The organism is Vibrio sp. 99-70-13A1 (genome assembly GCF_013114625.1).
Taxonomy (GTDB): Bacteria; Pseudomonadota; Gammaproteobacteria; order Enterobacterales; family Vibrionaceae; genus Vibrio.
On record NZ_VTXD01000032.1, the window covers coordinates 32,522 to 52,893 of the forward strand.

A 20,372-nucleotide genomic window follows, 5' to 3' on the forward strand; every position below is an offset into this window, starting at 1 on the left:
AAGTACTCTTTCACTTTTGGGTATTCATTTATAGCTGGTTAAATTTAATCTTTACCAACATGAAGAATCGCTAAGAACGCTTCTTGAGGCAGTTCAACGTTACCGATCTGCTTCATACGTTTCTTACCTTCTTTTTGTTTCTTAAGAAGTTTCTTCTTACGACTGATATCACCACCGTAACATTTTGCGATTACGTTCTTACGCAGTTGTTTCACGGTTGAACGAGCAATAATGTGGTTACCAATCGCAGCTTGAATCGCGATATCGAACATTTGACGAGGAATGAATTCTTTCATTTTCTCAACCAATAAACGACCTCGAGACTGAGATATGTCTTTGTGGGTGATGATCGCCAGAGCGTCAACCGTTTCACCGTTAAGCAATACGTCTACACGTACCATGCTAGACGGCTCGTAACGCTGGAAGTTGTAATCCAGTGATGCGTAACCACGAGATGTTGATTTCAGACGGTCAAAGAAATCGAGAACTACTTCTGCCATTGGTAGATCGTATGTCACCGCAACTTGGTTACCGTGATAAACCATATCCACTTGAACACCACGTTTTTCAACACATAAGGTGATCACGTTACCAAGGTAATCTGCAGGAACTAAAATATTACAACGAGCGATTGGCTCACGAATCTCTTCTAGGTCGTTTACTGCAGGTAATTTAGCAGGGCTATCTACATAAACAATTGCACCATCTGTTTTTACAACTTCGTATACTACTGTAGGCGCTGTTGTGATCAGGTCTAGATCGTATTCACGTTCTAGACGTTCTTGGATTATCTCCATGTGTAGCATACCTAAGAAGCCACAACGGAAACCAAAACCAAGAGCTGCAGAACTCTCCGGCTCGTAGAACAATGAAGCATCGTTCAAGCTTAACTTACCTAAAGCATCACGAAAGTTTTCATAGTCATCAGATGATACAGGGAACAAACCAGCGTAAACTTGTGGTTTCACTTTTTGGAAGCCAGGTAAACGCTCTTCACTGCCGCCTTTAGCCAAAGTCAGCGTATCACCAACAGGTGCGCCTAGGATGTCTTTGATACCACAAACAACCCAGCCAACTTCACCCGTGTTCAATTCAGTTGTATCAATTTGTTTCGGAGTGAAAATACCTAGACGATCTACACCCCAAACTTGGCCTGTAGACATCACTTTGATTTTTTCATTCTTCTTTAGCTTGCCGTTTTTAATACGTACAAGAGAAACTACACCTAGGTAGTTATCAAACCAAGAATCAATAATTAGGGCTTGAAGTGGCGCGTCAGGATCACCTTCCGGTGGTGGAATAGCCGTTACGATGTTTTCAAGAACATCATCAACACCTAGACCCGTTTTAGCTGAACAGCGCGTTGCTTCCATGGCATCGATGCCAACGATTTCTTCAATTTCTTCAGAAACTCGTTCAGGCTCAGCCGCTGGTAAGTCAATCTTATTCAAGATTGGCACAACTTCTAAGTCCATCTCGATAGCTGTGTAACAGTTTGCTAAGGTCTGAGCTTCTACGCCCTGACCCGCATCAACTACCAGTAGCGCACCTTCACATGCCGCTAAAGAACGTGAAACTTCGTATGAGAAGTCAACGTGTCCTGGAGTATCGATGAAGTTCAACTGGTACGTTTCACCATCTTTGGCTTTGTAATCTAAAGTCACACTTTGCGCTTTGATTGTAATACCGCGCTCACGTTCTATATCCATAGAATCGAGGACTTGAACGTCCATTTCGCGTTCACTTAAACCACCACATACTTGGATTAAGCGGTCAGAAAGGGTCGACTTACCGTGGTCGATATGGGCGATAATCGAAAAATTACGAATGTGCTTCATAGGCTTGGTGTGACTAAACTCTTTGAATAGGGATAATAAGAAGTGCCGCAGTAGTACTCATTTACACAAGTCACTAGTGACGGCATTTCAATCAAGTTGGCAGATTCTACCCAATTTAACTGCAAGACGCATCATAAATTAGATAAGGGGCTCACCGAGGACTCTAACAAGGACCACTTGTTGCTGTGATTTATCTTCTATTGGCTTGGCGAAATGCTTAGCTATCTGTATACCAATAATAGTAAAGATAGCAGCCATTAGTATGACGATACCTTCGCCCCCCTGAAGCAGAGGTTGCAATACTAACTGCCCAATGGCTGCGCCTAACATCATCATAAATAAAGGAACGAGATAAACTAGGGCTGCCGATTGCAGTAAGCTTTTTTCAGGAAAGCCTATTTCAACAACTTGCCCTGCTTTTACTAAGCTCTTAGTGGTTAACTGCCAAAATAGAGATTTATTGCCGACTGCTTTAGTGACAATACCAGTACCACAACTCTTTTGAGACGAGCAGCCACTACAACTGGTTTGCTGTTCGCAGCTAAGATGAACCAAAAATTGAGAACCTTTAGTTTCTACAGAGCTAACCGTTGCAAGCGCAGTCATCATTCGTTAGATACCTTAGCTTTAAATTTTACTGATTGAGCAATACGTTGAGCCGTTGCAGGTGGGATATCCCCAACTACCGATATTTCTTTATTGCCACTTATAAAACTGTGTAACGTGCGTCGACCTTGACGAACCAATTGACCTTTTAATGAATGTTCATCTTTATCTGAAACATAAACAGAAAAACTGAACAAGCCATCACTGAATAATTGGCTTTCAACCATTTTATTCGTTGTTGCCATTTGATATCGACTTAGCTCTTTAGCGTTAAAGCCGTCAGGGATCCAACTCACAGTCCAATCACTTTCACTCACTAAACCTTCAGGCAATGATAATACTGTCGGTAGTTTAGCAGTTTTAAGGGCAGTCATCGCTTCTGCGATTTGATCATTTACTATGTATGAGATGGTTCTGTATTGCTCTAACACTTCACCATCGCGATCAAGAAGATCGGCTCTTAATGGTAAGTGGTTTTTTTCATCGACCCACAAAACATAGGAATAACGTAGTCCATCTTTAGGGACAATTCGTAAAACTTGAGTAGTACTTCCAGCTTCTCGAGCCCGCCCGACTTTTACATAGTCATAATATTTATTGAGATTATCAACATTATTATTAAGCATAGGTATGACAGGCGCGACCATATTACCCGAAGCAATAGTAAAAGGCTCAACACCGGGCTCTATGTAACTCACTTCGCTGCCTCGACGAATCACTTCTCTTACTGGTCCACTTAAATACACCAAATGCGCGAGTTGTTGCTCATCGCTAACAGCATGACGATACAAGAGCGGCTCAATACTGTTCTTTTTAATTAGGATATACGAGAGTTCGTAATTTAAATGCTGGCTGGCTTCGTTCATTTGATGCAACAGAGCCTTTGCAGAGGGTTCTTCTGCAAAGGCTGGAGGAGTCATCAAACTGAACAGTGTCAGAGCACTGATCAGGATTTTTTTCATTCAACTACCGATTCTAAGTACTCACCTGTCGACTGCGACGAATCACCATTCAATCTTAACTGTAATTCGTAATCTTGCAGTAAAGCATGGATACGTTGACGTTGTTCTTGAAGGTTTGCTTCAGATACTGGCTTTGGCACTGATTCGCGAGTCAAGCTTACTGGCTCAGCTGACCCAGAAAATGGGATAGTCTGCAGCACAGGCAACTGTTCATTTTGAGGTAACGATGGATCTGTACCGCCATATTGCTGTACGCCAATAATTACTGCAAAAGAAACACACGCAGCAACCGCTACTTGACCAAATTGCTGTAACCAAGCAGGAAGTTGTCGCTTAGCGACCTTCGGCTTTGGCTGTTCTTCAATTGGAGTCACCTTTGGCTCAGAATGTACTTCTGTGGCTTTAGGTATTGGAGTATGAGCAGGCTCTAGTTCTAGGGCTGCAGCTACATTATTTGCAATATTCCAATCGACATTCTCTGGCGCATCACCTCGCATTACATCACCAATCAAATGGTAATCTTGCCAAGCTGTCATGCTTTCTTGATCAGATTCTAACTCTGCAATTAGAGCTTCATCGATCATTTCACCATCCATGAGTGCCGAAAGCTTTTCTTTATCTGCCATTATTTTCACCATAATAATTACAAGTTTTAACGCTGTAAAAGAGGTTTAATCTTCTTTTCCACCGCTTCACGAGCACGGAAAATACGCGAACGTACTGTTCCTACAGGGCAATCCATTACTTCTGCAATTTCTTCATAGCTCAAGCCATCAAGCTCTCGCAATGTCATCGCAGTCTTTAAATCTTCAGGTAGCGCTTCTATCGCCCCAAAAACAACTTGCTTCAATTCTTTTGACAGCGCTAAGTTCTCAGGGTTCGATATTTCTTTTAAAGCACTGCCAGTTTCATAATATTCTGCATCTTCAGCATCAACATCACTTGCTGGTGGCCTGCGGCTCTGCGCAACAATATGATTTTTAGCGGTATTCACGGCAATTCGGTATAACCAAGTATAAAACGCACTTTCACCACGAAAGTTAGGAATAGCGCGGTAAGCTTTAATAAAGGCTTCTTGTGCTACATCTGGTACATCACCGGAATTATTCACGTATCGAGAGATAAGGTTGCACACTTTATTTTGGTATTTAACTACCAATAAATTGAAAGCTTGTTTATCTCCACTCTGAACTCGCTCAATCAACACTTGATCGGTTAGCTGCTCGTTCATTCGAGCGGGTACTCCTATTGTTATAACCCCCACCTTCTCAGATATGGGCACTAATTATGCGAAATGTAGTATTGACACCACCGGCTACAAGAGCACTATTGTGACTCAACGAAATTTGGAAAGTTCCAATTTTCTACAAATTATTTGCCATTATTGTTTCACAATGTGATGTAATAAAAAATTGGTCTATCCCTTAAAATTGGGGATGCTTAACTAAAAGCAATGGTTTTGACCAAAATAATTATTTTTAGGTTGCTGTCTTTGTTGCGCATTTGCACAACGTTTAGGGCATATTGGACGTAATTGTGACTATACAATAATTGCGGCTTCAGTATTTATGTCACGTAAAGGACAGAATCAAAACGAGAGTGGACAACTCTACTATAGCCCGGGATTTTAAAAGTTTTATGAACGCGAACCGTGAACATCAGTGTGATGTATTAGTGGTAGGCAGTGGTGCTGCAGGCTTGTCGTTAGCCTTACGCGTTGCTGAACATGCAAAAGTAATTGTATTAAGTAAAGGACCACGTAGCGAGGGATCGACCTACTACGCACAAGGTGGCATTGCCGCTGTTTTCGATGAATCCGACAGTATTGAGTCGCACGTTGAAGATACGCAAATTGCAGGTGCAGGGCTATGTGAAGAAGACACCGTTCAATTTATTGCTGAGAATGCTAAAGAATGTGTTCAGTGGTTAATTGATGGTGGTGTCCCATTTGATAAAGACGAAACCAGCACTGACGGTGATCCAAAATATCACCTAACGCGCGAAGGTGGCCATAGCCATCGCCGTATTCTACATGCCGCAGATGCAACAGGCATGGCGATGCAAACCTCCTTGCAAGATAACGTCAATAACCACCCAAACATCGAAATCTTCGAGCGTCATAACGCATTAGATTTAATTACAGAAGACAAAGTCGGTGGTGATAAAAACAAAGTTATTGGGGCATATATTTGGAACCGTAATCAAGAGCATGTTGAAACGGTACGCGCGAAATTCGTAGTACTTGCTACTGGTGGCGCCTCTAAAGTTTATCAATATACGTCAAACCCAGATGTCTCTTCTGGTGATGGTATTGCCATTGCTTGGCGTGCAGGCTGCCGCGTTGCAAACTTAGAATTTAACCAATTCCACCCAACCTGCTTATTCCACCCTGAAGCAAGAAACTTCTTACTTACAGAAGCGTTGCGCGGTGAAGGCGCTTATTTACGTCGCCCAGATGGTTCACGATTCATGAAAGATTTTGATGAACGTGGTGAGCTTGCTCCTCGCGATGTCGTCGCTCGTGCCATTGACTTCGAAATGAAACGCCTTGGTGCTGATTGCATGTATGTAGATATCAGCCATAAGCTTGAAGAATTCATTACCGCGCACTTCCCAATGATTCACACCCGCTTAATGGATTTGGGCATTGATATGACCAAAGAGCCAATTCCAATCGTACCAGCAGCCCATTACACTTGTGGCGGCGTTATGGTCGATCAGCAAGGACAAACTGATTTAACTAACCTCTACGCGATTGGTGAAGTCAGTTACACAGGCTTGCATGGGGCTAACCGTATGGCTTCAAATTCTCTACTTGAATGTGTGGTTTACGCTTGGTCTGCTGCTAAGCATATTGTTGAAAACATTGACCAATCTCAGCTATGTGCAGAACTGCCAGCATGGGATGAAAGCCAAGTGACCAACAGTGATGAAGAGGTCATCATCCAGCATAACTGGCATGAGCTGCGTTTATTCATGTGGGATTACATGGGGATTGTTCGTACAGATAAGCGATTAGAACGAGCATTACGTCGCATTCAAATGTTGCAGCAAGAAACCCATGAATATTACAGTAATTTCAAGGTTTCCAATAACTTACTTGAGCTTAGAAATTTACTACAAGTTGCAGAGCTAATGGTGAAATGTGCAATGCAACGTAAAGAAAGCCGAGGCTTGCATTACACGCTTGATTATCCAGAGTTGGCAAAAGATAGCGGCCCAACAATCCTTAAGCCAACTAAGCAAAGTAACTGATTTACATGCAGACTAAGTCACTCTAAAGCTGATTAGACCCTAGTTCATCAGAACTAAAAACTTATCGATAAGTGACATAAGTTCTGCCACCAAATATTAAGGGAGCCTCGGCTCTCTTTTTTTATCTCAATCTTGCGAGTATTTTCCGATAGCTTTTTTCATCGCAACTGTCTCTCCACAATAAAACATGTTTTTTATCACTCAACTTAAACGTAATGAAAAAGTTCGCCCAAATCAGATCCGAACGAATAATGTCATACGGTTTTGTGTCGATGATTAGCTTGCCACTGTCTAACCATTCAACTGAACCCAATAATGCAGAGTGGAAATAGTCTGAACGTGTCGAGTGAACATGAAGGAGATAAAGACAGTAAAGGGATATTGAAATTGGGATGGGAGAAAAGACCACTAAGCACAAAAGGCACCATATAACAGTGCCTTTTGCTAGTGATGCATTGGTTGAACGCTGAAGCCGGAGCTTAACGCACCTTGCTGAGGTTGTGTGCAACAATCTTATCTACCATTGAAGCGTGCCCTAGATTCTCACTACGACCATGACCCATAATCCAAGTGAACAAATCAGGATCGTCAGACTCAAGTAGCGACACAAAATCACGCTGCTCTTGATCTTGCAGTGAGTCAAAACACTCTTCAAAAAATGGCATAATGACAACGTCTAGCTCGAGCATCCCACGACGGCAGCCCCATTTAATTCGTGCTTTCTGCTCTGCAGTGTACATTGGTTATCCTCACCTAATATATATTTGGTGGGAGTGTAACAAGACTAACCTTTAGCAACTACTATGTGAGTCACAGTCCCCACCTAAGCTCGCAAAAAACTTAAATAGTCAAAAGTCACACCATAAAGAATTAATCTATTAAAAACCTATGCTGACAAAGAAATCGAACAGGATTACCATAGAGGTAAATGAATTGTTTAGGAAAAGAAAATGGATTGGCAAAATGAATTTCAGCCACTAGCTTACGCACCCGATGAAACACTTCCCGATCTTATGATGACACACGTCTCTGATTGGAGTGCGATTACCATGGTAGGTGATGATAAAAAATCATACTTACAAGGACAGGTAACTTGCGACGTCGTGACTCTTCCTAGCGATAAGTCGACACTTGGTGCCCATTGCGATGCGAAAGGCAAAGTGTGGAGCATTTTCCGTTTATTTCATCACAATGGTGGCTATGCATTACTTCAACCTAAGTCTGCTATTGAAATCGAGCTACCAGAAATTAAGAAATACGCGGTCTTCTCAAAAGTTGACATCAATGAAACCGACGAACAAGTTATCGGTGTAATGGGTGCATCTGCGAACGCATTTATTGACACTCTTTCAAACGAAACAGGTGACGTACGTGTAATTGCGGGCGGTACAGCAGTAAAGGTATCGGAAAACCGCTGGGCTTTACTCGTGAGTGAAGCACAGGCAGAAGAGCTAGCAACATCAGCTAAAGCACAAAAAGTAAGCCAAGAACTATGGCAATACCTTGAAATTCTTGATGCTCAACCTCGCCTATCTAGTGCCAACCAGAATGAACACATTCCTCAAGCATTAAACCTACAAGCAATCGGTGGTATCAGCTTTACTAAAGGTTGTTATACCGGGCAAGAAACCGTTGCTCGAGCAAAATACCGCGGAATAAACAAGCGCGAAATGTGTATTGTTTCAGGGAGCACCACAGAACAACTCAACCTCAATGAACCAATTACATTAGAAAGAAGTGTGGGTGATAATTGGCGTAATGCAGGTCAATTACTTAACGTATACCAATTCTCAAACAACCAAGCGATTGGGCTAGTGGTTTTGCCGAATAATCTTGATGACGACGTTAAATTGCGTTTAGTCGATCAACCAGATACCGAATGGACAATCTTACCGCTTCCTTACAGCCTAAATGATGATGATGAATAAGTGTTACACCAAACACAAGTAACTCAATATCTAGATGAACAGCAAGTGGATTATCACTTGCTCGTTCAAAGTAAACCCACAACTTCCATCGAGGATACAGCCCTAGAAAGAGGGATAAACCCAGCCCAAATGGTGAAGTGCATCCTTCTTCGAGACATGGGTGGTCAATTAGCACTTGCCTGCGTACCTGGCGACCGTTCAGTTGATCCTAAAAAAGTACGTGCTGCTTTGAATTGTAGACGCATGACCTGTGTGTCTCTCGATGAAGTCGAATCTCTAACTGGCTTTAAAGTCGGAACCGTTGGACCACTTAAATTAAAATCTTCATTTCCAGTCCTCTTTGATCCCTCCTTATTGCTACAAGAGATCGTCACGATCAGTTCTGGTCATAGTATGGCTGGCATTGCGATTAACTGTGAAGCACTCATTAAATTATGTTCACCCATGATCTTTCCGCTTTGTCGGGATCATGACTAGTCATGAGCTCACATAATTAAACCTAAAGTATTAATATGTTGCATATAAACGTGAAACTCATCACAAGTAAATAACATTGACATAAAATAAATAGTCATCTTTGATACATAAGTAGTCATTTTTAATTTAATGCGGTAATCTAAATTTACTGGTTAGCCTTTAAGAAAAGGTACTGACTAGTGCAAGTGAATCCACTGAGTAATATCAGTATCCACTTTTGTGTAATGCATCTGTGACTATTCGCCCGTTTTTTAAGACGGGCTTTTTTTATGCCAAAAATTTACCTTTCTCTTACACAAACAAAAAATTTACAACTATTCTTAAAAACGTAACATTCATAATGCTTAATACGGCGAGTAGAAATCAGGATGGTTCACTGGCGCGTATTCTTTTGAGAAGAACCTCACGTTAAAGTAGATATTTGCGGTAATAACTGCCCACAGCAGCACAAATATCTAATTATGTTCAGTTCAACTGCATTTTACTCCATCGTAATCACAATTCTCCCTGCGGAGTTTTCTTATAATATGCAGTGCTAGGTAAATATAAGGATAATAGAATGAGACTGTTTAAGCGCTATACACCAGGTATGATTGCTAAACATGTGAGTCGACTTTTTAAAGGACGAATCTACATTTACGGCGTTGGCAAATTTGAATTCGATAATGGAAAGCTAGTTTTGCCAGAAAGAGCAGAAAAGCGCCACTTTAAAACAGTGAAAGAAATTAACAGTGAGATAATGAAATTACGCTGTGCTTACGCATAAAATTCATACATCAAACTAAAGCATTAATTTCATTTCTAGTATTCTAAAAACTGAATAACTCACTAATGCTGTGAGTTGAAGTACAAATAATTGAAAAAGGGTTGGCTCATCGCCAACCCTTTGCTATTTAAACGCATCTTAATTAGGTGTAACAGGTCGCTTTGCGAGATCTGGTAAGTGCCCTGATAAACCTAAAGCTCGCTTCATGATCTCATCTTTAGCACCAGGTAACTGACCAGCGAGTTTTATTCCAATACCACGTATCAGCTTCTTCGCTGGGTTATCCCCTTCGAACAAATCTTTAAAACCTTGCATAGAAGCAATCATTTTTGCGGCTTCCGCTTTGCGCCATCGCTCATAGCCACGTAAGTTACGCTTCAAACCAAGGTCTTCCCCAGCTCTCCATAAACTTAAAAGTTCCTGAGCTAGGCTTGCAGCGTCCAATAAGCCTAGGTTTACACCTTGCCCCGCTAATGGGTGAATGGTGTGCGCAGCATCGCCAACTAGCGCGACTCGTTCCACTACAAAGTCTCGTGCGTAACGCATGCGTAGTGGAAAGGCAAAGCGATCGCCAACGACTTCGCATAGACCTAATTTTGAATCAAATTCGGAGGTCAACGCTTTATTAAATTCATGCTCAGACATAGCAACCAATTTATCGGCTCTATTCGGTTCAGTAGACCAAACAATAGAACTCATATGGCTATCTTGCATTGGCAAAAACGCTAAAGGTCCTTGCGGAGTAAAGATTTGACGAGCGACTGACTGGTGAGATTCAGCGGTTTTGATATTCGCGACAATCGCGCTATGACCGTAGTCCCAATGAGTTAGAGGAATGTCTTGCTGTTTTCGTACCCAAGAATTTGCCCCATCGGCTCCAACCACCAACTTAGCTGTCAATGCTTGTCCATTGTCTAACGTTAACCATGCCTCACTTTCACCGATAGCCAGTGATTGGCACGTTGAAGGCATGAACAGCTGCACGTTATCCTGCTTTTTAACTTGATCAAGAAGTGCTAGCTGAATAACTCTATTTTCAACAATATGACCTAAGTTAGGCTGCGCCAAGCGGGTAGAATCAAACTCAATTCGAGCAAAACTGTCTTGCTCCCACACTTCCATTGCTTGATAAGGGGCTGCTCGTCTTTGCTCTATTCCTTGCCACGCACCAAGGTTACGTAATATCACTTCACTTGAACGGCTAAGCGCAGAAACGCGCACATCTGGTAAATCATTCAGCCCTTCGACTGGCTCTTTACCTTCAATCACTGCAATTCTTAAGTCACTGTCTTTTAACGCTGCTGCCAACGCTAAGCCGACCATGCCACCGCCTACAATGGCAATATCAACACTTTGCATCATTTTTCTACCTTATCTTTCTATCAGGCCAAGCGTATGACGCAAAAGTGGACCTTTTAGTGGAGGGATATTATCAATTGCTGCGAGTCCTAAATTTCGACCAATTCTTGCTGCCGGCCAATCATTAGAAAATAAATGGACTAAATTCGAGGTTAGCGTAATGGTTGACTCTCTATCATGCTCACGACGCTTTCTAAAGCGAACCAAACCAGCATAAGCCCCAACGTCATCAAGTTGCGTACATAACTCTTCAGCTAAAGAAGCAACATCGCGAATGCCCAAATTAAAGCCCTGCCCTGCAATAGGGTGAAGGGTTTGCGCGGCATTACCCACAATGGCAAAACGATGAGAAATATTATGAGGTCGATGACGTAAAATTAATGGATAAGAGGCTCGTTGACCCGTTTTTTGTAATTGACCAAGTCGCCAACCAAATTCGTTTTGAAGTTGATCAATAAACGCTTGTTCGCTTAGAGACATCACGCGTTCAGCTTCATTTGGTGGCAAGCACCATACCAAAGAAAGACGATTATCACTCATAGGCAATAACGCAACCGGACCATTAGCGGTGAAACGCTCGAAAGCTCGCCCTTGGTGTTCTTCTGCTGCAATGATATTCGCTATCACAGCGACTTGTTCAAAATCATGCTCAGCAAGCTGAATTTGTAACTGCTGACAACACGCAGAAATAGCCCCATCAGCGGCAACAAGAAGCTTTGACGTTAGCTTGTCACCACTTTTTAGCTCAATATCTACCGACTGATTATGACGCTCAATCGCTGTCACTGAATCAGGGCAAAATAAAGTGATATTTGAATCAGCTTCTAATTTCTGTTGGTAAATACGACCAACATCCGCCAGCTCAACGACATAACCCAATGCATCGACAGAATAATCTTCACTGCGAATATCTGTCATTCCTGCATGATTTTTATCAGATACATGAATATCTTTGATAGGTGTCGCTACCGGAGCGATTGATTGCCATAGATTCAAAGAATCTAATATTTGAACCGTTCCATAAGACAGAGCTATTGAACGAGAATCAAAACCTGGGTGTGAAAGGTGATCAACCTGGTAAGGTTCTACCACTGCAATAGACAATGCGCCTTTACTTAAGCGAGTAAGGGCAAGTGCTAAAGTAGCACCTGCCATTGCACCACCAGCAATAACAACATCAAACTGAGCCATCATGACCTCGGAGGATAATGAAGAAATTAGTGAATAGTTGGTGTCGATTCTTCAGTCGGACGAGCACCAAACTCTGCATGAATAGTCAAAGCACAAGCTTTTACGTGCTCGATAACATGTTCTAACAACTGAGCTTGCTCTTCTAGATCATCTTCTTCATCAATGCCTAGTTTTGCCATTTCTTCTAGATCAGCTAATGCTTCTTTTGTTTCTGTTGATGCTTTATTTAACTTAGCGCCCACAAGACCTAACCCTGATATAAAGTGGTTAATCCAATCTGATACACCGTCAGCTAAATCAAAAACGCTTGCGCTTGCGTCTTCATCAGGCAGTAAAAGAGATAACTCCATTCCAGAGCCGGTGACTTCACCAGTCGTCACTTTTAATGCAGCTTCCGCTAATGTAAGAACACGATCTGGCCACCCTATTCCTTCATTAGTGTAATCAAAGATAAGTGGCTGCCAGCTTTTGTCTTCAAGGCTTAAACCGCCACTTAGCATACCGGTCAATAAACCGTGCATTTCTGCTGGGTTTACCGCTAGGCTTGCTGATTGAAGTTCAGTGGCAACGGTTAGATAATCAGGTAAAGTTTTCTCACTCATCAGATAGCTCGCTTATTAGTCTTTGATACGATCTCAATATTCATACCGATCGTTCTTAATTATGACAATCGTACCATTTCACCATTATTGACGTAAGCGTCGAAATCGACCAAATAACAAGATAGTGGATAGCAATTGTTCAATTTGTTGATTTACTGTGTGCTCAAGCTCTCATTTGCAAACACGAGGTCTGAAAAGCTTGAATCTTAATAGCGCTTTACCTATAGTTCCTCTCCCAGAGGGTAATACTTTGTCTTTCAAGTTGAGAGCTAAATCTTTCAATTAGATCGCGAAAGCACCTCAATTATTGCACTTCCTTATGTGTCACTAATTTAAGGAATGGCAAAGAGCAACAACCTTAGACAGCGCGTTAATAGAGTTCATCCATCATGAGTAATCAAGCGGTAGACGTTGAAATTTTAGGAAAACTGACTCGAGTTAATTGCCCTGCAGGTCAAGAAGAGTCATTAATTGAAGCGGCTGCAGATCTCGATAATCGTTTGAAAGAGATGGCTGAACGTACTAAGGTAACCAATGAGGTAAAACTCCTCACGATTGCTGCTCTGAATATTTGCTATGAATTACAAACTAAGCAAAATGATAACAGCCAAAAACAAAACGCACTGACCGAGCGAATGGAACTGCTCACGACATCTCTTGAAGATGCATTAAGTAAGGTCAAGCAAGGACAGCAATAGCGTACACAAATTTACCCTGGAGTGTTTGTCAGAGGATTCACGTCCCCGAGCCGATAAGCAATCCCTAAGGGTTAGTACTTGAGTGCTATTGAGCATGCTCGGCTTGTACCGAGAAGCCTACGGTAATCATTGCTGATCCGCCTTGAACTCGCTGGTTCAAGGGCCATCTATTCTCAACGGCACTTTGGGGTATTCCTTCTATGAATTCACTATCTCGTAGCGAATTTCGCAAGCAAATCCGTCACACTCGTAATGCACTACCTAGTGATGTTCAGCATCAAGCCAGTCTCGATTTAATTACCCAAGTATCCAAACAACCAGAACTCATTAAAGCTCAACATATTGCGCTCTATATTTCTGCTGATGGTGAGCTTGATACTCAACCTTTAATTGAGTGGCTTTGGTCTCAAGGTAAGCAAACTTATTTACCAGTGCTTCACCCTTTCTCACCAGGGCACCTACTCTTTCTTCATTACAATTCGACAACACCACTGACTTACAATAAATACGGTATTATCGAACCAAAGCTCAATCAAACATTAGTAAAACCGGTAGCTCAGCTTGATCTCATCTTCACCCCACTCGTCGCTTTTGATTCAAAGGGGCAAAGACTCGGGATGGGAGGTGGATATTATGATCGCACTCTGTCCAAATGGTTTGAAACTGGAAATGGAGCAATACCGGTAGGTCTTGCTCATGATTGCCAGCAAGTAGAACGTCTTCCGACAGAAAGTTGGGATATTCCACTGCCGAAAATCGTGACACCAAGTAAGACTTGGCAATGGGAAATTCATCATTAAAGCGCTATAATCCGCCCGCAAACGTTAACTCTAACGCACGTTCTATTAATTCAAATGCACTATCGTATTCAGGAGATTGGCATGACTCAAGATGAAATGAAGAAAGCAGCAGGTTGGGCAGCACTTAAGTATGTTGAAGAAGGCAGCATTGTAGGTGTAGGTACTGGCTCTACAGTGAATCACTTCATCGACGCTCTTGGCACAATGAAAGAAAAAATCAAAGGTGCAGTTTCAAGTTCGGTTGCTTCAACTGAAAAATTAGAAGCTCTGGAAATCAAAGTTTTTGAATGTAATGACGTATTCAAGCTTGATGTATACGTTGATGGTGCTGATGAAATTAACGCAGAACGCGACATGATTAAAGGCGGCGGCGCTGCACTGACTCGTGAAAAAATTGTTGCTGCTATTTCAGATAAATTTGTTTGTATTGTTGATGGTACAAAAGCGGTAGACGTTCTAGGTAAATTCCCACTTCCTGTCGAAGTGATTCCAATGGCTCGTTCTTACGTAGCTCGTGAATTAGTGAAGCTTGGTGGTGACCCGGTTTACCGTGAAGGCGTCATTACAGACAATGGCAACGTTATCTTAGATGTTTACGGCATGGCGATTAAAGAACCTAAGAAACTTGAAGACACAATCAATGGTCTTGCTGGTGTTGTTACCGTTGGTTTATTTGCACATCGCGGTGCAGATGTTGTTATTACTGGTACCCCTGAAGGTGCAAAAATTGAAGAATAACAACATAAAGTGAAAGCCACTTTCTGTTACTTCATTACAAGCGGTGCCTAAGGGCGCCGTTTTTTTTACTTTTCATCCTTAAAATTATGGCTTATTCCGTAATTTTCTTACCCAAAACAATTTTTTTTTGTTACTTTATTGGTCAGAAGACGCACAGGGAAATCGTTTGTCTCCTAACAAAATGGTCAGTTTATTCCCCTTTAGCCATTTTGTAGCACGTGCGCCGCATTTGCCCACCTTTCCCATTTTAAAGGACGAGAATAATGGCTAAAGTTTCACTGGAAAAAGAAAAAATAAAAATTCTACTTCTTGAAGGTCTTCATCCATCTTCAGTTGAAGTATTACAAGCTGCGGGTTACTCAAACATTGAGTACCACAAAGGCTCTTTAGCAGAAGACGAGTTACTAGAAGCAGTAAAAGATGCTCACTTCATTGGTATTCGTTCTCGTACTAATCTTTCCCAAGAAGTCATTGATGCAGCTGAAAAGCTCGTTGCGATCGGCTGTTTCTGTATTGGTACTAACCAAGTTAACCTAAACGCAGCAGCGGAACGCGGTATTCCAGTATTTAACGCACCATTCTCGAACACTCGAAGCGTAGCAGAATTGGTACTTGGTCAAGTGCTGTTGCTCCTACGTGGAATTCCTGAAAAAAATGCCCTGGCTCACCGTGGTATTTGGAAGAAAAGTGCAGACAGCTCAAATGAAGCTCGTGGTAAGCGTTTAGGTATTATTGGTTACGGTCACATTGGTACTCAGCTAGGTATTATTGCTGAAAACCTTGGTATGCGCGTCTATTTCTACGACATTGAAAACAAGCTATCTCTTGGTAACGCGACTCAAGTGCACACAATGACTGAGCTATTGAATAAGTGTGATGTTATTTCTCTTCATGTTCCAGAAACGAATGAAACGAAAAACATGATGGGTAAAGAAGAATTTGATCGCATGAAACCAGGTTCAATCTTTATTAACGCCGCTCGTGGTACTGTTGTTGATATCCCAGCTTTATGTCATGCCCTAGAATCTGGTCATTTATCTGGCGCTGCTATTGATGTATTCCCGACTGAACCAAAAACTAATGCAGACCCATTTGAATCTCCACTCATGAAATTTGATAACGTGATTCTAACGCCTCACGTTGGTGGTTCAACTCAAGAAGCACAAGAAAATATTGGTGTTGAAGTTGCTGGTAAACTAGCGAAGTACTCTGATAATGGTTCAACTCTATCGAGTGTTAACTTCCCAGAGGTATCACTACCACTGCATACAGGTACTTCACGCTTACTGCACATCCATGAAAACCGCCCAGGTATCTTGACTCAAATTAATACCATCTTTGCTGAAGAAGGAATTAACATTGCAGGTCAGTACCTACAAACATCAGCAAACATGGGCTATGTAGTAATTGATGTTGAAGCTGACCGCTCTGAAGAAGCATTATTAAAGCTTAAAGAGATCGCAGGTACTATTCGTGCTCGTCTGCTTCACTAATCAGCCTGATTAATATCAAGCATAAAAAAGGCTCTCATTGCGAGAGCCTTTTTGCTTTTTCTTGAGCTAATAGCTAGCAAATAACTGATAACTGACTATAACCGTTTAAGCTTTTGGCCTATCGTAGTTAAAAGATCATCATGATCTAATTAGTCTTCCAACTGATAAACCACATCTACTCGATCACGAATAGTGATGGTTGAATCTTGGTAAGTACTAGATTCAGTTCTTGCATCCATTGCCATAGAGCGCATTAGAACAGGTTGAACCGATTGTGCGTTGTAATCAATCTTCCACACATCTCCCAATTCTTTTTCAAAACCAGACGCTAAAGATTTTGCTTTATAAGAAGCGTCTTTAATGGCTTCTAGACGTGCTTTCTCTTGATACTTAGCTTGGTCGCGAACTTGTAATTGAATATTATCAATTTGGTTGATGCCTTCACCTAATGCAATATCTAGGTACTTATTTAGGTTCGTTAAGTCAGTTACCTGCACAGTGACATTTCGAGATGCTCGATATCCAACCAGTTCTGGCTTACCTGTTTTAGGGTAATGATACTGAGGCGCTAGGTAAATATTAGAGCTGTTTATACTCGCATCTTCAACACCAGCACTTTGTAATTTAGTAAGAAAAGAGCTAACCACTTTATCAACTGTCGCTTTAGCTTGTTCTGCCGTCATGGTTGATTCCACCACTTTCACAGAAAATGTCGCCATATCAGGCTTTGCTACCACCTCACCATAGCCAGTAGTTGAAATATGCGGGAAGTTCGGAGAATCAGCAAAAGATGAGAAGCTCACTGCACTCAGAGCCGCGGTTAATGCACACGCTTTAACAATCACACTTGGAACAAACTTCATTTAAACAACCTTTATTGGTTAATAATACCCTTACATAATAGGCGATTTTCATCTGCAACCAATCCTATAAGTGAAGTTCTTACATAACTTTGACTGTGTAAATAATCCCACTACTGGGGAAGGTTGTTTCGAGCATATTGTAATATTTCCTCTGACACTTCTTTTAATATTCCACTCTCAAGCTGCCAGTGGTGCCAATAGATGGGGTAGGACAACAGAAAGCCGGGAGTAATATCGATAAGTAAGCCCGAATTTAGCTCTTCGATAATCTGTAACCTAGGTATTAAACAATAAGCGACACCTGATAACGCTAACCGAACAAAAGCTTCAGAATTTCCCACTGTATGATTAATGATACTGTCGCGAGGCATATCGAAATGATCATGAAGAAACTTTTTATGCAGATCATCATATTGATCATAAGAGACAGCAGGTGCATCTTTTAAACTTACATCGTTCACCCCTTCACAAAAATATCGCTCATAAAAGTCAGGGCTAGACACGCAGACGTACTCCATAACACCAAGATAATCAGCGCCGCAACCCGGAATGGATTGAGACTCTAAACTGATAGCTCCTGCAACTTCACCACTTTTCAGTTTTTCAATCGTCCGAGATTCGCCATGGATCGCAAGGTTAAGTTCGACAGATCGTGCCTTCATGACATTCGATAAAGCCGGTAATAGCCAAGTCGCTAAACTATCCGCATTGGTCGCAATCGAGATAGAAAAAGGGCGTATTGATTCTTCGTTCATAACTTCAGGCAATACATCATGCTCAAGCAACCTAACCCTCTGATAAAAAGCTAATAGCTTCTGACCAACCTGAGTCGGTTTAGGTGGTGTTTCTCGAATTAATACTGGCTGAGCGAGCCACTTCTCAAGTTGTTTGATCCTTTGAGACACCGCTGACTGAGAGATATAAAGATGCTCAGCCGCACGATCAAAGCTCCTTTTATTGACTACCGCATCTAATGCTTCAATCCATTTATAATCCAAACCACGCATCAATTTTCCCTCTCGCTCTATCGATGAACTCAACATTAGCAACTCTAATTAAACATTAAAATCATTAATTATACTTATTAATTAGTTCGCGTTACTTTGCTTCCATTACGAAATACAACGATGGAATAAGTGAGATTGATATGAATTTTTGGATTCTTCTACAAGGATTTGGTTTAGGGGCAAGTATGATTATTCCAATTGGTGCTCAGAACGCCTATGTCCTAAACCAAGGCATTAAACGAAACCACCATTTAACGACTGCAACCATATGTAGCTTGTTAGACACCCTATTCATTTCACTAGGTATTTTTGGTGGAGGAGCGATTCTTTCACAAAATGAATTTCTTCTGACGTCAGTCACTTTAGGAGGAATCGCCTTTTTAACTATTTACGGTGTTCTTTCTCTACAGAGTGCCTTCAGATCCAAAGAAAATGAAGAATCTAAAGGGCAAATTACTGCGCGAGGAAAACGCACCGTTATTTTAGGAGCATTAGCAGTAACGGTTCTTAACCCCCACTTATATTTGGACACAGTAGTGATTCTAGGATCTATTGGTGGTCAATTTGAAGGGAATGACCGCATAGCTTTTGCTATTGGGACAATCCTCGCTTCATTTACTTGGTTTTACTCTTTATCTATTGGCGCAGCCAAGCTAGGACCTGTGCTATCACGTCCGAATGTTAAGAAAGGGATCGATGTCGCTGTCGCGGTTATGATGTTTTCTATTGCCTTAGTATTGGCGAATGGTCTGATTGAACAGTATGGGACTTTGGTTTTCGGATAAGGTGAATAGTCTAAATCAAAAAAAAGGCAGACAACCTAAGTTATCCGCCTTTCCTTATGAAAGCTTATAGCTACAAAAACTAACTAGACATTAAGCTTCTACTTTATTCATGTGTACATCCATTTGTGGGAATGGGATTTCAATACCTTCTTTATCCAAGCCTTCTTTGATTGCTTGCATCAGGTCGAAATACACATTCCAGTACTCAGCAGTTTCAACCCATGGGCGAACCACAAAGTTTACTGAAGAGTCAGCCAATGTATGAACACCAACTTGGACACCAGGAGTTTTAAGTACACGCTCATCAGATTCACAAATTTGAGTCAAAAGCGCTTTGGTCTTTTGTAAATCAGCGTTGTAAGAAACACCAATCATTAAATCAATACGACGAGTAGCATGGCGAGAATAGTTCGTAATCGGGCTACCGATCACGCTGCCATTTGGTACTACAACCATTTTGTTATCAGGCGTAGTTAGAACAGTTTGGAAGATTTGAATTGAATCAACTGAACCTGCAACACCGCCGATTTCCACATAGTCGCCAGACTTGAATGGACGGAACGCGACAATAAGTACGCCAGCAGCAAAGTTAGATAGTGAACCTTGCAGTGCAAGACCAACGGCTAAACCAGCCGCACCAATAACAGCAACCACTGAAGCAGTTTGAACGCCAAGACGACCAAGTGCAGCAATTAAAACAATAACAAATAATAAGTAACGAACAAGACCGTGAATAAACTCAACGACTGCTCGGTCCATCTTCTTCTTCTGAAGAACTTTAGACACGCTATTCGCTACTGCTTTAACAATTAAGTTACCAATAAATAGAATAACAAGTGCTGAGATTATGTTTACACCGTATTGAATAAACAGATCTGAATTATTTGTTAACCACTGTTCTGCATGAGACAAACCATCCACAATTGGAGTCTCAAGTGCTGTAGAACCATCAGCCATAATGTGCATCCTCTATAATATGCTATGAGCTAAACTGCCTTAAGTTA

21 protein-coding genes and 1 other RNA gene are annotated in these 20,372 nt (G+C 41.6%); 10 read left to right on the forward strand and 12 right to left on the reverse strand.

The genetic code is table 11. The features are described from left to right. Positions 1 to 44: 44 nt before the first annotated feature. The 5 genes from lepA to rpoE form a co-directional block, all read right to left on the reverse strand. A complete protein-coding gene (gene lepA, locus F0226_RS17615; RefSeq protein WP_171736859.1) occupies positions 45 to 1,838 on the reverse strand; it encodes a translation elongation factor 4 in 1,794 nt (597 codons plus the stop codon). 138 nt (positions 1,839 to 1,976) lie between these two features. Further along, positions 1,977 to 2,447 (reverse strand): SoxR reducing system RseC family protein, encoded by a 471-nt coding sequence (locus F0226_RS17620; protein ID WP_171736860.1) that lies wholly within the window; start codon positions 2,445 to 2,447, stop codon positions 1,977 to 1,979. Next, complete coding sequence (gene rseB, locus F0226_RS17625) at positions 2,444 to 3,406, reverse strand: sigma-E factor regulatory protein RseB (protein WP_171736861.1); 963 nt, start codon at positions 3,404 to 3,406, stop codon at positions 2,444 to 2,446. The genes F0226_RS17620 and rseB overlap by 4 nt, the downstream gene beginning before the upstream one ends. After that, complete coding sequence (locus F0226_RS17630) at positions 3,403 to 4,032, reverse strand: sigma-E factor negative regulatory protein (RefSeq protein ID WP_171736862.1); 630 nt, start codon at positions 4,030 to 4,032, stop codon at positions 3,403 to 3,405. Before F0226_RS17630 ends, rseB begins: the two co-directional genes overlap by 4 nt. A 26-nt stretch (positions 4,033 to 4,058) precedes the next feature. Next, positions 4,059 to 4,637 carry an RNA polymerase sigma factor RpoE gene (gene rpoE, locus F0226_RS17635; RefSeq protein WP_137373334.1) on the reverse strand — a complete coding sequence of 193 codons (579 nt, stop codon included), beginning with the start codon at positions 4,635 to 4,637 and terminating at the stop codon, positions 4,059 to 4,061. A gap of 407 nt (positions 4,638 to 5,044) precedes the next feature. On the opposite strand from rpoE, the gene nadB reads away from it, so the two are divergent. Next, positions 5,045 to 6,661 carry an L-aspartate oxidase gene (gene nadB / locus F0226_RS17640; RefSeq protein ID WP_171736863.1) on the forward strand — a complete coding sequence of 539 codons (1,617 nt, stop codon included), beginning with the start codon at positions 5,045 to 5,047 and terminating at the stop codon, positions 6,659 to 6,661. Positions 6,662 to 7,140: 479 nt separating this feature from the next. On the opposite strand, the gene F0226_RS17645 is transcribed toward nadB, so the two are convergent. Then, positions 7,141 to 7,401: a succinate dehydrogenase assembly factor 2 gene (locus F0226_RS17645; protein ID WP_171736864.1), complete on the reverse strand. Its 261-nt coding sequence runs from the start codon at positions 7,399 to 7,401 to the stop codon at positions 7,141 to 7,143. Between the two features lie 210 nt (positions 7,402 to 7,611). On the opposite strand from F0226_RS17645, the gene ygfZ reads away from it, so the two are divergent. The 3 genes from ygfZ (at position 7,612) to F0226_RS17660 (ending at position 9,832) form a co-directional block, all read left to right on the forward strand. Further along, positions 7,612 to 8,589 carry a tRNA-modifying protein YgfZ gene (gene ygfZ, locus F0226_RS17650; protein WP_171736865.1) on the forward strand — a complete coding sequence of 326 codons (978 nt, stop codon included), beginning with the start codon at positions 7,612 to 7,614 and terminating at the stop codon, positions 8,587 to 8,589. Continuing rightward, on the forward strand, positions 8,590 to 9,066 hold the full coding sequence (locus F0226_RS17655) for a YbaK/EbsC family protein (protein ID WP_171736866.1): 477 nt from the start codon (positions 8,590 to 8,592) through the stop codon (positions 9,064 to 9,066). Positions 9,067 to 9,625: 559 nt separating this feature from the next. Beyond that, positions 9,626 to 9,832: a DUF1107 domain-containing protein gene (locus F0226_RS17660; protein ID WP_171736867.1), complete on the forward strand. Its 207-nt coding sequence runs from the start codon at positions 9,626 to 9,628 to the stop codon at positions 9,830 to 9,832. Positions 9,833 to 9,970: 138 nt separating this feature from the next. Here F0226_RS17660 and F0226_RS17665 read toward each other — a convergent pair whose 3' ends face one another. The 3 genes from F0226_RS17665 to F0226_RS17675 are packed head-to-tail and all read right to left on the reverse strand — an operon-like array spanning position 9,971 to position 12,984. Further along, positions 9,971 to 11,194 (reverse strand): FAD-dependent 2-octaprenylphenol hydroxylase, encoded by a 1,224-nt coding sequence (locus F0226_RS17665; protein ID WP_171736868.1) that lies wholly within the window; start codon positions 11,192 to 11,194, stop codon positions 9,971 to 9,973. A 9-nt stretch (positions 11,195 to 11,203) separates the two neighbouring features. Beyond that, positions 11,204 to 12,382: a 2-octaprenyl-6-methoxyphenyl hydroxylase gene (gene ubiH, locus F0226_RS17670; protein WP_171736869.1), complete on the reverse strand. Its 1,179-nt coding sequence runs from the start codon at positions 12,380 to 12,382 to the stop codon at positions 11,204 to 11,206. Between the two features lie 26 nt (positions 12,383 to 12,408). Continuing rightward, a complete protein-coding gene (locus F0226_RS17675) occupies positions 12,409 to 12,984 on the reverse strand; it encodes a YecA family protein (RefSeq protein ID WP_171736870.1) in 576 nt (191 codons plus the stop codon). 389 nt (positions 12,985 to 13,373) lie between these two features. On the opposite strand from F0226_RS17675, the gene zapA reads away from it, so the two are divergent. From zapA to serA, 5 genes are all read left to right on the forward strand, one after another. Beyond that, a complete protein-coding gene (zapA, locus tag F0226_RS17680; protein ID WP_171736871.1) occupies positions 13,374 to 13,682 on the forward strand; it encodes a cell division protein ZapA in 309 nt (102 codons plus the stop codon). A gap of 10 nt (positions 13,683 to 13,692) precedes the next feature. Beyond that, a non-coding RNA gene (gene ssrS / locus F0226_RS17685) (6S RNA) lies at positions 13,693 to 13,877 on the forward strand. Positions 13,878 to 13,882: 5 nt separating this feature from the next. Then, positions 13,883 to 14,482 carry a 5-formyltetrahydrofolate cyclo-ligase gene (locus F0226_RS17690; RefSeq protein WP_171736872.1) on the forward strand — a complete coding sequence of 200 codons (600 nt, stop codon included), beginning with the start codon at positions 13,883 to 13,885 and terminating at the stop codon, positions 14,480 to 14,482. Positions 14,483 to 14,563: 81 nt separating this feature from the next. Further along, positions 14,564 to 15,220: a ribose-5-phosphate isomerase RpiA gene (gene rpiA / locus F0226_RS17695; protein WP_171736873.1), complete on the forward strand. Its 657-nt coding sequence runs from the start codon at positions 14,564 to 14,566 to the stop codon at positions 15,218 to 15,220. 263 nt (positions 15,221 to 15,483) lie between these two features. Further along, positions 15,484 to 16,713, forward strand: coding sequence for a phosphoglycerate dehydrogenase (gene serA, locus F0226_RS17700; protein WP_171736874.1), 1,230 nt, complete (start codon positions 15,484 to 15,486; stop codon positions 16,711 to 16,713). 149 nt (positions 16,714 to 16,862) lie between these two features. Here serA and F0226_RS17705 read toward each other — a convergent pair whose 3' ends face one another. Both F0226_RS17705 and F0226_RS17710 read right to left on the reverse strand, forming a co-directional pair. Then, positions 16,863 to 17,576 carry an oxidative stress defense protein gene (locus tag F0226_RS17705; RefSeq protein WP_171736875.1) on the reverse strand — a complete coding sequence of 238 codons (714 nt, stop codon included), beginning with the start codon at positions 17,574 to 17,576 and terminating at the stop codon, positions 16,863 to 16,865. 110 nt (positions 17,577 to 17,686) lie between these two features. Then, positions 17,687 to 18,583, reverse strand: a complete 897-nt coding sequence (locus tag F0226_RS17710; RefSeq protein ID WP_171736885.1) for a LysR family transcriptional regulator ArgP — start codon at positions 18,581 to 18,583, stop codon at positions 17,687 to 17,689. Between the two features lie 140 nt (positions 18,584 to 18,723). Between F0226_RS17710 and F0226_RS17715 the strand changes: the two genes are divergently transcribed. Next, on the forward strand, positions 18,724 to 19,368 hold the full coding sequence (locus F0226_RS17715; RefSeq protein ID WP_171736876.1) for a LysE/ArgO family amino acid transporter: 645 nt from the start codon (positions 18,724 to 18,726) through the stop codon (positions 19,366 to 19,368). A 90-nt stretch (positions 19,369 to 19,458) separates the two neighbouring features. Here F0226_RS17715 and mscS read toward each other — a convergent pair whose 3' ends face one another. Continuing rightward, a complete protein-coding gene (gene mscS / locus F0226_RS17720; RefSeq protein WP_171736877.1) occupies positions 19,459 to 20,325 on the reverse strand; it encodes a small-conductance mechanosensitive channel MscS in 867 nt (288 codons plus the stop codon). Positions 20,326 to 20,372 lie beyond the last annotated feature (47 nt).

What these genes read in the sequence shown, in the direction of transcription:
- rseB (WP_171736861.1), bottom strand. Translation starts at nt 3,406, where the DNA reads ATGAAAAAAATCCTGATCAGTGCTCTGACACTGTTCAGTTTGATGACT.
- F0226_RS17620 (WP_171736860.1), bottom strand. Translation starts at nt 2,447, where the DNA reads ATGATGACTGCGCTTGCAACGGTTAGCTCTGTAGAAACTAAAGGTTCT.
- F0226_RS17630 (WP_171736862.1), bottom strand. Translation starts at nt 4,032, where the DNA reads ATGGCAGATAAAGAAAAGCTTTCGGCACTCATGGATGGTGAAATGATC.
- F0226_RS17675 (WP_171736870.1), bottom strand. Translation starts at nt 12,984, where the DNA reads ATGAGTGAGAAAACTTTACCTGATTATCTAACCGTTGCCACTGAACTT.
- F0226_RS17645 (WP_171736864.1), bottom strand. Translation starts at nt 7,401, where the DNA reads ATGTACACTGCAGAGCAGAAAGCACGAATTAAATGGGGCTGCCGTCGT.
- F0226_RS17665 (WP_171736868.1), bottom strand. Translation starts at nt 11,194, where the DNA reads ATGATGCAAAGTGTTGATATTGCCATTGTAGGCGGTGGCATGGTCGGC.
- serA (WP_171736874.1), top strand. Translation starts at nt 15,484, where the DNA reads ATGGCTAAAGTTTCACTGGAAAAAGAAAAAATAAAAATTCTACTTCTT.
- F0226_RS17715 (WP_171736876.1), top strand. Translation starts at nt 18,724, where the DNA reads ATGAATTTTTGGATTCTTCTACAAGGATTTGGTTTAGGGGCAAGTATG.
- F0226_RS17705 (WP_171736875.1), bottom strand. Translation starts at nt 17,576, where the DNA reads ATGAAGTTTGTTCCAAGTGTGATTGTTAAAGCGTGTGCATTAACCGCG.
- nadB (WP_171736863.1), top strand. Translation starts at nt 5,045, where the DNA reads ATGAACGCGAACCGTGAACATCAGTGTGATGTATTAGTGGTAGGCAGT.
- zapA (WP_171736871.1), top strand. Translation starts at nt 13,374, where the DNA reads ATGAGTAATCAAGCGGTAGACGTTGAAATTTTAGGAAAACTGACTCGA.
- ygfZ (WP_171736865.1), top strand. Translation starts at nt 7,612, where the DNA reads ATGGATTGGCAAAATGAATTTCAGCCACTAGCTTACGCACCCGATGAA.
- ubiH (WP_171736869.1), bottom strand. Translation starts at nt 12,382, where the DNA reads ATGGCTCAGTTTGATGTTGTTATTGCTGGTGGTGCAATGGCAGGTGCT.
- rpoE (WP_137373334.1), bottom strand. Translation starts at nt 4,637, where the DNA reads ATGAACGAGCAGCTAACCGATCAAGTGTTGATTGAGCGAGTTCAGAGT.
- F0226_RS17660 (WP_171736867.1), top strand. Translation starts at nt 9,626, where the DNA reads ATGAGACTGTTTAAGCGCTATACACCAGGTATGATTGCTAAACATGTG.
- lepA (WP_171736859.1), bottom strand. Translation starts at nt 1,838, where the DNA reads ATGAAGCACATTCGTAATTTTTCGATTATCGCCCATATCGACCACGGT.
- F0226_RS17710 (WP_171736885.1), bottom strand. Translation starts at nt 18,583, where the DNA reads ATGCGTGGTTTGGATTATAAATGGATTGAAGCATTAGATGCGGTAGTC.
- rpiA (WP_171736873.1), top strand. Translation starts at nt 14,564, where the DNA reads ATGACTCAAGATGAAATGAAGAAAGCAGCAGGTTGGGCAGCACTTAAG.
- F0226_RS17690 (WP_171736872.1), top strand. Translation starts at nt 13,883, where the DNA reads ATGAATTCACTATCTCGTAGCGAATTTCGCAAGCAAATCCGTCACACT.
- mscS (WP_171736877.1), bottom strand. Translation starts at nt 20,325, where the DNA reads ATGGCTGATGGTTCTACAGCACTTGAGACTCCAATTGTGGATGGTTTG.